Origin of the sequence: Streptomyces sp. NPDC006134 (assembly GCF_040628835.1) — a bacterium.
GTDB lineage: Bacteria > Actinomycetota > Actinomycetes > Streptomycetales > Streptomycetaceae > Streptomyces.
On sequence record NZ_JBEXTV010000058.1, the window covers coordinates 41380 to 53555 of the forward strand.

The 12176-nt window shown below is 74.9% G+C and carries 10 protein-coding genes and 1 pseudogene; 7 read left to right on the top strand and 4 right to left on the bottom strand.

The features are described from left to right. Positions 1–26 precede the first annotated feature (26 nt). Positions 27–1553: a hypothetical protein gene (locus tag ABZ340_RS29670; RefSeq protein ID WP_358784927.1), complete on the bottom strand. Its 1527-nt coding sequence runs from the start codon at positions 1551–1553 to the stop codon at positions 27–29. A gap of 314 nt (positions 1554–1867) precedes the next feature. Further along, positions 1868–2566, bottom strand: a complete 699-nt coding sequence (locus ABZ340_RS29675; RefSeq protein WP_358784928.1) for a GntR family transcriptional regulator — start codon at positions 2564–2566, stop codon at positions 1868–1870. Positions 2567–2744: 178 nt separating this feature from the next. Here ABZ340_RS29675 and ABZ340_RS29680 point away from each other — a divergent pair, with 178 nt between their 5' ends. The 5 genes and pseudogenes from ABZ340_RS29680 (at position 2745) to ABZ340_RS29700 (ending at position 7286) form a co-directional block, all read left to right on the top strand. Beyond that, positions 2745–4085, top strand: a complete 1341-nt coding sequence (locus ABZ340_RS29680; protein WP_358784929.1) for an MFS transporter — start codon at positions 2745–2747, stop codon at positions 4083–4085. Next, positions 4082–4928, top strand: a pseudogene (locus ABZ340_RS29685) (putative hydro-lyase). The gene ABZ340_RS29680 and the pseudogene ABZ340_RS29685 overlap by 4 nt, the downstream one beginning before the upstream one ends. Positions 4929–5047: 119 nt before the next feature. Beyond that, positions 5048–5806, top strand: a complete 759-nt coding sequence (locus ABZ340_RS29690; protein ID WP_358784930.1) for a 5-oxoprolinase subunit PxpA — start codon at positions 5048–5050, stop codon at positions 5804–5806. Further along, complete coding sequence (locus tag ABZ340_RS29695) at positions 5803–6420, top strand: allophanate hydrolase subunit 1 (RefSeq protein ID WP_358784931.1); 618 nt, start codon at positions 5803–5805, stop codon at positions 6418–6420. The genes ABZ340_RS29690 and ABZ340_RS29695 overlap by 4 nt, the downstream gene beginning before the upstream one ends. Continuing rightward, the gene (locus ABZ340_RS29700; protein WP_358784932.1) at positions 6417–7286 is read left to right on the top strand and encodes a biotin-dependent carboxyltransferase family protein; all 870 of its coding nucleotides are present in this window, start codon (positions 6417–6419) and stop codon (positions 7284–7286) included. The genes ABZ340_RS29695 and ABZ340_RS29700 overlap by 4 nt, the downstream gene beginning before the upstream one ends. Before the next feature lie 154 nt (positions 7287–7440). Here the strand turns inward: ABZ340_RS29700 and ABZ340_RS29705 are convergent, their stop codons facing one another. Both ABZ340_RS29705 and ABZ340_RS29710 read right to left on the bottom strand, forming a co-directional pair. Next, positions 7441–8859, bottom strand: a complete 1419-nt coding sequence (locus ABZ340_RS29705) for a HEAT repeat domain-containing protein (protein WP_358784933.1) — start codon at positions 8857–8859, stop codon at positions 7441–7443. Between the two features lie 346 nt (positions 8860–9205). Further along, entirely contained in the window at positions 9206–9610 is a 405-nt protein-coding gene (locus tag ABZ340_RS29710; protein WP_358784934.1) for an ankyrin repeat domain-containing protein, read from the bottom strand. Between the two features lie 309 nt (positions 9611–9919). Here ABZ340_RS29710 and ABZ340_RS29715 point away from each other — a divergent pair, with 309 nt between their 5' ends. Continuing rightward, positions 9920–10114: a hypothetical protein gene (locus ABZ340_RS29715; RefSeq protein ID WP_358784935.1), complete on the top strand. Its 195-nt coding sequence runs from the start codon at positions 9920–9922 to the stop codon at positions 10112–10114. Positions 10115–10166: 52 nt separating this feature from the next. Continuing rightward, complete coding sequence (locus tag ABZ340_RS29720) at positions 10167–12059, top strand: hypothetical protein (RefSeq protein WP_358784936.1); 1893 nt, start codon at positions 10167–10169, stop codon at positions 12057–12059. Positions 12060–12176: the final 117 nt, after the last annotated feature.

A 12176-nucleotide genomic window follows, 5' to 3' on the forward strand; every position in this document is an offset into this window, starting at 1 on the left:
CCGGTGCGGGGGACGCGGGGTGCTGCTCATACGGCCTCCGTCCGGTCCGCCGCCATGCCGGCCGCGTCCAGCAGGGCGGTGCCGACGATGAGGTCGGCGCCGCCGAACTCGGGGTCGTCCAGCTCGGTGCCGTCGTCCACGGCGAACAGCAGCTTCTCCTCGCCCTGCCGGTAGGCGGTGCCGACGGGCGGACTGGCCGCGTGGATCGCCAGCAGGGCGACGAGATACGGCAGCTCGGGATCGCGTCTGCGGGCGTCGGCCAGCAGGCCCGACAGGCGGCGCGGCGCGTCGTGCGGCAGGTCGAGCAGCTCCATCGCCGCGGCGAGCTGTTCCTCGCTGAAGCGGCTGTCGTCGGGGGTGGCGATCAGGTCGGGCTCGGGCATCTCGGCGCCGAGGTGCTCCCGCTCCACGGGCGGGGTCAGCAGCAGGTCGACGAGATCGCCGACCCGGACGGAGACCGGGGTGCGCAGCCCGGTGCCGTGCGCGAAGAAGGCGTCGGTGACGCGGAGGGCCTGCTCCACGGGCAGCGGCAGGACGGGGGCGACGAGGTGGCCGTAGAGGTCTATGCCCGAGCCGGCCATGGGCGTGGCGAAGGCCTGCCGGTCCTGTTCGGCGCGGAAGAGGGGGCCGGCCTCCAGCAGCCGGGACTGGAGCTGGGTGTGACGGCGGATGCAGTCCTTGACGATGTCGACGAGTTCGGCGGCGCGGCGCTTGTGCTCGAGGTCCTCGGACTCGTCGCGGGCCTTGCGGATGTTGGTGAGGATCGCGTTCTCGTGGCGGTACCGGTCGGCGACGTGGTCGAGCGCCTCGGCGATCATGTCGGGCACGGCGTTGAGCCAGTCCACCGCGCGGACGTTGCGCCGGGTCGCCTCCAGCGCCTTGCGCAGCGTCTCGGAGTACTGCACGGTCCGGTACCGGGCCTGCTCGGCGGCGAGCTGCGCGTCGGCGAGCCGGCCGCGGCTGATCAGCACCTCCAGTTTGACCTCGGCGGCGATCTGGGCGCTGGTGACATCGGTGTCGAGGGCGCCGACGAGGACGTTGACCGCCTCGTCCGTCGTGCGCAGGTACACGGTGCCGCCGGGGCCGGGGACCTCCTCGATCAGCTTGAAGTCGTAGTCGCGGCGGACGTAGCTGCCGTCCGGGTCGAACGTGCCGTACACCACGCGGAAGCCGCGGTCGGCGCTGCCGACGTTGATCAGGTTCTCCAGGACCCAGCGGGCCACGCGCTCGTGCTCGGCGGCCGGCCGCTGCGGGGCCTGGGCGGCGATGCGCGGGATCAGCCGGGCGACGATCTGCTCGTGGTCGGCGCCCGTGTCGAAGTCCATGTTCAGCGTGACGAGGTCGATGGCGGCGAGGGCGACCTCCGCCATGCCGTACACCGAGTACTCGCCCGCGAGATTGGCCTTGCGCGCGTCGAGGTCGTGCAGCGGCGCGGTGCAGGCGAGCGCGCGCAGCCGCCGCGCCAGTCCCTCGTCGGCGGCCGGGCCCGCAGCAGGCCTCGGCCCCGCGCTGAGCTGGGGCGGAACGCTGTCCGTCGGTGCAGGCGAAGTCACGGTGCACAGACTAGGTCCTCGGTCTGACAACGGCCCAAACGGCTCGGGCGCACCCCGGTGCCACCGCGGTCGCGCCGGCGTCCGTACACGCGACCGACCGCGGTCGCGCCGGCGTCCGTACACGCGACCGACCGCCGTCGGCCCGGCGCGGTACGCCCGCCCGCCACCACCCCTCACCCCCGGCGCGGCACGTCCTCCCGCCACCATCCCCCGTCCCCGGCGCGGCACGTCCGCCCGGCTACCGCCCCTCACCCCCGGCGCGGCACGTCCGCCCGGCTACCGCCCCTCACCCCCGGCGCGGCACGTCCGCCCGGCTACCGCCCCTCGTCCCCGACCCGCCGCCGGTACACCTCCACGACCCGCTCCAGCGAGTCGGCGAGGTAGACCGCGAGCAGCCGCTCGGCGGCCTCCCGGTCCCCGGCCTCCAGAGCTCCCAGGATCTGCAGGTTCCGGGCCATGTACGGCTCGTGCAGGCCCCGCGGGTCGTCCACCACGTGGAAGGCGAGGCGCAGTTCGGCGAAGACGCTGCGCATCAGCTCGTCGGTGCGTTCGCTGCCGGCGAGGGCCACCAGCTCCCGGTGGAAGTGGATGTTGGCCGTGCCCACGCCTTTCCAGTCGCCTTCGCGGGCCGCGTGCCGCCCCTCCTCCACGGCGCCGGCGAGCGCGTCCAGGCCGTACGGCGGCTCACCGAGCCCTCGGACGACGGCGCACTCGACGAGGGCGCGGGTGCGGTAGATGTCCTCGACGTCCTCGACGGCCAGGACCCGGACGAAGACGCCCCGGTTCAGCTCGTGGACGAGCAGGCGTTCGTGGGTGAGCAGCCGGAACGCCTCGCGGAGCGTGTTGCGGGAGACGCCGAGCGCGCCGCCGATGCTGTCCTCCGACAGCCGGGTCCCCGGCGGGAAGAAGCCTTCGGCGATCCGGCTGCGGAGGATGTCGGCGACCCGTTCCGCGGTACTGGTGCGCCCCAGGAGGGCGCGGTCGTCGGCCAGTTGGGCCATCGGCTCTGCCATGCCGGAATTCAATCGCAGAACGCAAGAACGAGACAACAGAGGTATTGAGGGATCGTTGAACAATCCTCTACGGTGCTGTGCAGGGCGGCGCATTCTGCACCGCACCGCCGCCCCCGCCCCGCCCTGCACGGACCGGCTCACGACCCAGCACCCTCCGCCCTCCCTCTGCGAGGTGTCCATGAGCACACCCCCTCCACCGCAGGCTCCGACCACCGCCGACCCCCACCCCGGCGCAGGCAAACCGAGCACACCGGGAGAACACGGCACCGAGGACGGCGCGTTCGGCTGGCTGCGCGCCCTGGGGCCGCGGGGCCGCCGCGCCTTCGGCGGCGCGTTCGGCGGCTACGCCCTCGACTCGTACGACTACTTCACGCTCCCGCTGAGCATGGTCGCCCTGGCCGCGTACTTCGGCCTGGACAGCGGCCAGACCGGTCTGCTCACCACCGTCACGCTGGTGGTCTCCGCGATCGGCGGCGCCCTGGCGGGCGTGCTCGCGGACCGGATCGGCCGGGTCAAGGCCCTGCTGCTGACCGTGATCACGTACGCGGTGTTCACGGTGGCCTGCGGCTTCGCCCCGAACTACGAGACTCTGCTGCTCTTCCGGGCCCTGCAGGGCCTCGGCTTCGGCGGCGAGTGGGCCGTCGGCGCGATCCTGGTCGCCGAGTACGCGAGTGCCCGGCACCGGGGCCGCACCCTCGGCGCGATCCAGAGTGCCTGGGCCGTGGGCTGGGGACTGGCCGTGATCGTGTACACGACGGTGTTCTCGCTGGCCGGCGACGACCTGGCCTGGCGCATCATGTTCTGGACCGGCGCGCTCCCCGCGCTTCTGGTGGTGTGGGTGCGGCGCAGTGTGCACGACGCCCCGGAGGCGGCCGCGGCGCGCGAGCACAGCCCGCGGAAGGGCTCGTTCGCGGCGATCTTCAAGCCGGGCCGGGCGGGGGCGCCCGGTCTGCTGCGCACCACGCTCTTCGCCGGGCTGCTGTCCACGGGCGTCCAGGGCGGCTACTACACCCTGGCCACCTGGGTGCCGACGTACCTGAAGACCGAGCGCGGGCTGTCGGTCGTCGACACCGGCGGCTACATGACGTTCCTGATCTCGGGCGCCTTCACCGGCTACCTCACCGGCGGCTACCTCACCGACCGGCTGGGGCGGCGGCGCAACATCTGGCTGTTCGCCCTGCTGTCGGCGGTGTGCATCGTGGCGTACGCGAACATCCCGAGCGGCGCCGGCACCCTGCTGCTCGTACTGGGCTTCCCGCTCGGGTTCTGCATGTCGGCGATCTTCAGCGGCTTCGGCTCGTACCTGGCCGAGCTCTATCCGACGGCCGTGCGCGGCACCGGCCAGGGCTTCACGTACAACACGGGCCGGGCCGTGGGCGCGGTCTTCCCCACGACGGTCGGCTTCCTCGCCGACGGCTGGGGCGTGGGCGGCGCGCTGGTGTTCGGCGCGATCGGCTACGGCCTCGCGGCGCTGGCCCTGCTGGGACTTCCCGAGACGCGTGGAAAGGAACTGGCGTGAACACCGCACACGACGACCGCACGCCGGCCGCGGCGGGGGACCGCCCCCTGGTCCTCGCCGACGAGCACGCGCGCGTGGAGCCCGAAAACGGCCCGCGCCCGTATCCGCGAGGGCCTGGCGGGCCCCACGGCCGGGGTGGCGGCGGGGCACACGCAGGCCAACCTGATCGCCGTACCCGCCGACTGGGCGTACGACGTGCTGCTGTTCTGCACCCGCAACCCGAAGCCCTGCCCGGTGCTCGACGTCACCGACGCGGGGTCGTGGACGACGGTCCTGGCCGACGGCGCGGACCTGCGCACCGACCTGCCGCGCTACCGGGTGTGGCGGGACGGGGAGCTGGTGGAGGAGCCGACGGACGTGCGTGCGCACTGGCGGGACGACCTGGTGGCGTTCCTCATCGGGTGCAGCTTCACCTTCGAGTGGGCGCTGACCCGCGCGGGCGTGCCGGTCCGCCACGTCGAGCAGGGCCGCAACGTGCCGATGTACGTCACCACCCGGCAGTGCCGTCCGGCGGGGCGGCTGCGCGGGCCGCTGGTGGTGTCGATGCGCCCGGTGCCGCCGGAGCACCTGGCGGCGGCGGTCCGCGAGACCCGGCTGCTCCCGGCCGTGCACGGCGGTCCCGTGCACTGCGGCGACCCCTCGGTGCTCGGCATCGGCGACCTGGGCCGGCCCGACTTCGGCGAGCCCGTGGCCGCCGCGCCGGACGACATCCCGGTGTTCTGGGCGTGCGGGGTGACCCCGCAGGCGGCGGTGGCGGCCTCCCGCCCGCCGTTCGCGATCACGCACGCGCCGGGGCAGATGTTCCTCACCGACGCCCGCGACGAGCAGTACCGCGTGGCCTGACGGGCGCCTCGCGCGCTTCCGTCCGCCCGCGGGGCCGGGCCCGCGCGGGCGGACGGACGGGGCCGTACAGGACGGCCCGGAGAACCCGGAGAACCTGAAGAACCGGAGACACTGAAGACATGACGTCGATCGACCTGAACGCCGACCTCGGCGAGGGCTTCGGCCGCTGGCGGCTCACCGACGACGAGCGGCTGCTGTCGGTCGTCACCAGCGCCAACGTGGCCTGCGGCTTCCACGCCGGGGACCCGGCCACCATGCGGCGGGTGTGCGAACTGGCGGCCGAGCGGAGCGTGGCGATCGGCGCGCAGGTCTCCTACCGGGACCTGGCCGGGTTCGGACGGCGCGCGATGGACGTGCCGCCCGCCGAGCTGGCCGCCGAGGTGGCGTACCAGATCGGCGCCCTGGAGGTCTTCGCGCGCGCGGCGGGCGCCCGCGTGGCGTACGTCAAACCGCACGGCGCCCTCTACAACCGCGTCGTGCACGACGCGGAGCAGGCCGCGGCGGTCGTCGAGGGCGTGCTGATCGCGGGCGCGGAGCTGCCCGTCCTGGGCCTGCCCGGATCGCGGCTGCTGGACCTGGCCGCCCGGGCCGGCCTCCCGGTCGTCACGGAGGCGTTCGCCGACCGGGCCTACACCGACGAGGGCACGCTCGTGCCGCGCGGCCGGGACGGCGCCGTGGTCACCGATCCCGAGGCCGTCGTGGAGCGGTCGGTGAGCCTGGCCCGCTCCGGCACGGTCACCGCCCTTTCCGGGGCCCGCATCGGGGTGCGCGCGCGTTCGCTGTGCGTGCACGGCGACACGCCCGGTGCGGTGGACCTGGCCCGCCGGGTCCGGGACCGGCTGGAGGCGGCCGACGTCCGGGTGGAGGCGTTCGCGTGAACGTCCTGCCGGCCGGCGACGACGCCCTCCTCGTCGAGGTGGCCTCGGGCGAGGAGGCCGAGGCGCTCCACGCGGAGCTGCTGCGGCGCCGCGCGGAGGGGTCGCTCACGGTCCGGGAGATCGTCCCGGCGGCCCGTACGGTCCTCCTGGACGGTCTCGCGGACCCGGCCCGCCTGGCGGCCGAGCTGGCCGCCGCCGAGGTCCCGCCCGCTCCCCCGCGCGTGGGGGACGTCGTCGAGCTCCCGGTCCGCTACGACGGCCCGGACCTGGCCGACGTCGCCGCGTGCTGGGGCGTGGCCGAGCGGGAGGTGGCCCGCGTCCACGCGGGCACCGAGTTCCGTGTCGCCTTCTGCGGGTTCGCGCCCGGCTTCGGCTACCTGACGGGGCTGCCGCCGCGCTACCACGTCCCGCGCCGGGACACCCCGCGCACGGCCGTCCCGGCCGGTTCCGTCGCGCTGGCGGGCCCGTACACGGGGGTGTACCCGCGTTCGTCGCCCGGCGGCTGGCAGCTGATCGGCACGACGGACGCCGTGCTGTGGGACCACACGCGCGTGCCGGCGGCGCTGCTGTCGCCGGGGACGCGCGTCCGCTTCGTCGACCGGGGGCACCCGTGACGGACCGCGCGCTCGCCGTCGTCCGGGCCGGCGCCCTGACCACCGTGCAGGACACCGGCCGCCCCGGACACGCCCATCTCGGGGTTCCCCGGTCCGGGGCGCTCGACGCGCCCGCGGCGGCGCTCGTCAACCGGCTGGTGGGCAATCCACCGCGGGCCGCCGTCCTGGAGACCACCCTCGACGGCTGTGCGCTGCGTCCCCGCTCCGCGGTCACCGTGGCGGTCGGCGGCGCCCCCTGCCCGGTGACGGTGGGCGGACGCCCCGCCCCCTGGGGCGCGCCCGTCCACGTACCCGCCGGTGCCCTCCTGGAGGTGGGGACCGCCGTGTCCGGCGTGCGCGCCTACGTGGCCGTCTCCGGCGGCATCGCCGTCGAGCCGGTGCTCGGCAGCCGCTCCACCGACCTGCTGTCGGGGCTCGGCCCGCCGCCCCTGGCGGACGGTGCCGTCCTGCCGCTGGGACGCCCCGGTGTCCTTCACGCGCGCGTGGACGCCGCCCCGCAGCCCGCGCCCCCCGCCGAGCTGGTGCTGCGGGTCGTGCTCGGCCCGCGCGACGACTGGTTCACGCCGGAGGCGGTACGGACGTTCACCTCCCGTACGTACCGGGTCTCGCCCGCGAGCAACCGCATCGGCCTGCGCACGGACGGCCCGGCCCTCGCCCGGGCCCGCACCGGCGAACTTCCCAGCGAGGGCATGGTCCTGGGGGCCGTCCAGGTGCCGCCCGACGGCAGACCGGTCGTGTTCCTGGCCGACCATCCGACCACCGGCGGCTACCCGGTGATCGGCGTCGCCCGCGCGGCCGACCTCCCGGCCGCGGCCCAGGCGAGGCCGGGCACCCCGGTGCGCTTCGTGGCCGTACGCCGCCGCTGAGTCCCCCGGCCGGCCGCGCCGCTCCCGGCACGGCCGGCCTGCGCCCTCGGGGCCTCACGCGACCGCCTTCACCTCTCGGCCGCCACAGGGCCGAGCAGCCCTCGCGCGCCCGGCCCCGTGACCCGTCCGGCCCGGCAGCCCGCCCGCGCGGGAGTCACAGCGTCGCCGTGTCCGGCCCGATGCGGCTGCGCACGGCCGTCTGCACCTCGGCCTCCTCCGCCGGGTCGGCGGCGAGCCGGCGCAGCCGCTCCACGACCCGCAGGTCGCCGGTCTCGGCGTGCCGGGCGGCGAGTTCGCGGGTGGTCTCCTCGCAGTCCCACAGGCACTCGACGGCGAACCCGGCCGGGAACGAGGGATCGGTGGCGGCGAGGGCGCGGGCGGCCCGGCCGCGCAGGTGGGAGGAGGCGGTCTCACGGTAGATGTGCCGGAGCACAGGGGCGGCGCAGGCGATGCCGAGCCGTCCGGCGCCGTCGACGAGGGTCCACAGGGTCGGCGCGTCGGGTCCCTCGCCCCGTACGGCTTCCCGCAGGGCGGCGAGGACCAGGTCCCGGTCCTGTGCTCCGCCCCGGCAGGCGAGGACGCGTCCGGCGGCGGCACCCAGCGCGTCGGGGCGGCGGGCCCAGCCGCGGGCCCGGTCGACGGCGGCGGCGCCGCGCATGCGTTCGAAGGCGTCGACGGCGGCCTCCACGACGACCGTCGAACCGGTGGTCACGGCGTCCTCGATCAGGCCGAGGGCACCGGGATCGTCACTGTCGGCGAGATAGCGCAACGCGGTACAGCGGGCGCCGTCGTCGCCGTGGCGGGCGGCCTCGACGATCTCGTGCCGGTCTCCGGGACCGGCGACGGCCATGAGGCAGCGGGCGGCGGGGACATGGAGCGCGGCACCGCGTTCCAGGCCTTGCTGGGCCCATTCGAAGACGGCCCGCACGCTCCACCCGGGGCGGGGCCCGGCCGGCCGCATCTGCCGCTGCCAGCGGTCGAAGCAGCCGGTTTCCCGGGCGGCACGCACGCGCGTGGCGATCGCCGGCCGCGGGTCGTCGGCCCACAGGCGCCAGGGCCGGGGCTCGAAGGCGTCGCGCACGGCGGCGGCCAGCTCGGCCTCGCCCTCGGCGTCGGCGGGGAAGCGGGCCAGGACGGGTTCGGCGAGGGCGCGCAGCCCGGCGTCGTCGTCGCGCAGGGCGAGTTCGTCCAGGGCCCAGGCCCAGTTGGCGCCGTGCGCGGCGTACCGGCGCAGCAGGCCGAGGGCGTCCCGCCGGCCGTAGGAGGCGAGGTGGCCGAGGACGGCGAGGGCGAGGCCGGTGCGTGACTCGTCGGTGTCGAGGAGGTCCTCGGGGTCGAAGAGGTGGGCCTCGATCGCGTCCAGCTCGCCGTTGAGGTCGAGGTGGAGGCGGGCGTAGTACAGGGAGCGGTTCTCCACCTGCCAGTCGTGGCGGGGATCGTGGAGCACGCAGTGGTTCAGTGCCGCCAGAGCCTCGGCGCGCGGGGCGGTGAGCGCGTGCAGTGTGCCGTCGCCGCGGCCCCGCTGGAGCAGGCCGAGCAGCGTGCCGCTGGGCGCTATGACCGGATCGAACATGGGAAACAGCCTCACATCAAGCGTCGACGCAACCGGGGACGTGCATTACCTGGCCGCGTGACAACACGTCGGTGCGCCCGCCGTTTCCTGCTTGCTGTAGACCATCTTCCTCTGCCTCTCGTCGGTGGCCCATGCGGACCGCGTCACGGTCCGCGCGATGCGGCGACACCTGCCCGGCCAGCACGTCCGTGAATCACGTCGTCATGATGACCCGGCGGTCACATCCGCCGCGACCGAAATTTCGGCGGCCCGGTACCGCCTCCCCCGTTGTCGTCGTCTTCTCCGGCCCAAGGCCGGGATCAGTCCTGGGACCGATCCCGGCTCACCGCTCGCCGCGCGGCTCGCCTCACTGCCCGCCCGCCTGCTCGCCGAACAGTTCCAGCACCTCCGCCCGGCCGAACATCCGGGCCGTGTCGACGGCCGACGGGGTGCCGGCGGAGGGGTCGGCGCCGCCCTCCAGGAGGGCCTTGACCACCTCGGTCTCCCCCTTGAAGACCGCACCGGCGAGCGGGGTCTGGCCCCGGTCGTTGACGCGGTCGGCGTCGGCACCGCGGGACAGCAGGGCGCGCACCGCCTCGGCGTGGCCGTGGTAGGCGGCGAGCATGACGAGGGAGTCGCCGCGGTCGTTGGTGAGGTTGGCCGGGACGCCGGCGTCCACGTAGGCCACGAGATCGTCGGTCCGCCCCTGCCGGGCCAGATCGAAGATCTTGGTCGCCAGCTCCACGACCTCGGGGTCGGGGGCTTCACTCATCGGCCGGACCGCCTCTCACTGTGCACATACGAACGTTGGGGACTGGGTGCGTACGGCGGCGAGCGGCGCAGCCGTACGAGTGAATCGCCAGGGTACTGGCTCGCACGGCACATGACCCGACGCGCCGGAGGTAAAGATCACCGCAGACCCGGCCGTGCGCAAGTGCGCCGCTCGACCGGCCCGCCGGTCCTTCCGCCAAGCAGGGCAAAACGCCCGAAATTCCCCCATTTGCACCTTTAATCGTATGGATACATGCTGTGAGCCTGGAAGTACTCATGGTGACTGTCCCCGCGAACCAGGAGAACTCACATGATCCTCTCCATCTCAGGCGTGGTCCTGCTCGGCATCGTCGTGTTCATCTTCTTCCGCAAGGACGGCCTCAAGCCGTCCCACGCGATCATCTCGATGCTGTTCGGCTTCTACCTGGCGAGCACGGCGATCGCCCCGAGCATCAAGGCGGGCGGCGAGAGCCTGGCCGGTCTCCTCGGCGGCATCAACTTCTGACCGCCCCCACCCCCGTACGCATCTCGCCCGTACGCACCCCCAGGAGGCAGGAGTGGCCCGGCGCCCTCTCCCCCGCATTCTGAGCAACGGCGGCGCGCAGCTCGCCCGGAGCCGGGAGCTGGCCCGGACGGCGGCCGACAGTGCCACCGACGTCCTCCAGCCACTGATCACGATCGCCCGCGGTCTGGGCCGGCTGGCCGCGGCCGCGCGGCGCAGGTGGACCGACACCCCCAAGGACCGGCGCGGCGCGCTGCTGTTCCTGGTGGCCTCGGTGTTCCTGGTCGTGGCGCTCGTGCCGTACGGCCCGCTGCTCGCCGTCGTCACGCTGACGGCGGCGGCGGCCTGGCAGGGCCGGGACCGCACCCCGCCGGCGCCCGCGGGGCCCGACGAGACCCAGAGCCTGCGGCTGAAGTCGCTGTACGAGGCGCTGGTCCCGTACTTCTCGCTCGCCGAGGACCCCGACCCGCTGTACGCCCACGGCGGCACGTGGGAGAAGGCATTCCCGGCGTACGAGTTCGACGAGGCCGGACGCTTCGCGCGGCTGGTCGTCCGTTACCCGGCGCACTTCCGGGACGGGGAGGCGGAGTTCCGGGCCCGCATCGAGCACCTGCTCGCGGCGAAGGCCGGACGGGGCCGTGAGTACCACTTCGCGTGGGACGAGGAGGCCAACCACCTCACGGTCACCGCCCTGGCTCCGCTGCCCGCCGGCATCGCCGCCCAGCGCTTCGTCACGGCGCCCGGGGAGACCGTCCTCGGCTTCACCGACCCCACCGAGGTGCAGCGCACGCTCCCGGTGGTCCAGGGGGAGGAGCGGCGCGACGTGCCGCCAGTCGTCTGGCGCACGGGCGTCCGCTCCACCGAGCCGCACCTGCTGGCCCTCGGCCAGCCGGGCAGCGGCACCTCGACCCTGCTGCGCTCGATCGCCCTCCAGGCCCTTCGGCACGGCGACCTCCTGATCGTCGACGGCGGCGGCACCGGCGAGTACGCCTGCCTGGTCGGCCGGGACGGGGTGCTGGCCGTCGAGTGCGGGCTGACGGGGGCGCTGACGAGCCTGGAATGGGCCGCCCACGAGACGGAGCGCCGGCTGATCGCCGTCAACCGGGCCCGCCAGGAGGGCCACCCGCCGCCCGACGACGCCCGGCGGCCGCTGTGGGTCCTGGTGGACCGCCCGAGCGCGTTCACCCACCTGGCCGCCGCCGGCGACCGCGGGGACCCCCAGTCCCTCCTCCAGGTTCCGCTGCGGCACGGCCGGGCGGCGAACGTGACGGTGGTCGTCGCCGACCAGCTGGACTGCCTCGACCTCCTGGGGGACGCCGTACGCCAGTACACGCGCGCGCGTGTCGTCCTCGGCCCGGCCTCGGCGGATCAGCTGCGGGCCGTCCTCGGTGCTCCCCCGCGGACCACGCCCGTCGACCAGGTCCCGCCCGGCCGCGGCTACGCCCGCCTCGGCACGGGCCCGGTGCACCGCGTCCAGGTGCCGGTCACGCCCGACCCCTACGACGACGACGCCGACGACGCCCACTGCCAGGCCGTCCTGGCCCTGCTGCCGCCGCGCACCGAACCGGCCGACGGGGAGAAGGTCCCGGACCCGGCCGAGCCGGAGCGGACCCCGCGGACGCCCCCGGCCCTCGCCGAACCGGAGCCCGACCCCGACCCCGGCCTCGACCCCAAGCCCGGCCCCGAGCCCGAGCTCACCAAGCCGGTCCCGGCCCTCACCGGCTCCGACACGCCCTCCGCCAAGCCGGTCCCGACTCTCGACAACCCGGCGAGCATCGCCCCCGCCAAGCCGGTCCCGACCCTCGACAACCCGGCGAGCACCACCCCCGCCAAGCCGGTCCCGACCCTCGACAACCCGGCGAGCATCGCCCCCACCAAGCCGGTCCCGACCCTCACGGAACCGGAGACCGCACCCGCCAAGACCGTCCCGACCCTCACCAAGCCGTGATCAAAAGCCCCCAGAAGCCCCCCGGGAAACCCCCGGGGCAACCCGGGCAAACACGGGGAAATCCGGAAAATCGGCACCGGTGAAACCCCGGTCCGTCACCCTCCCCCCTCCCCCCTC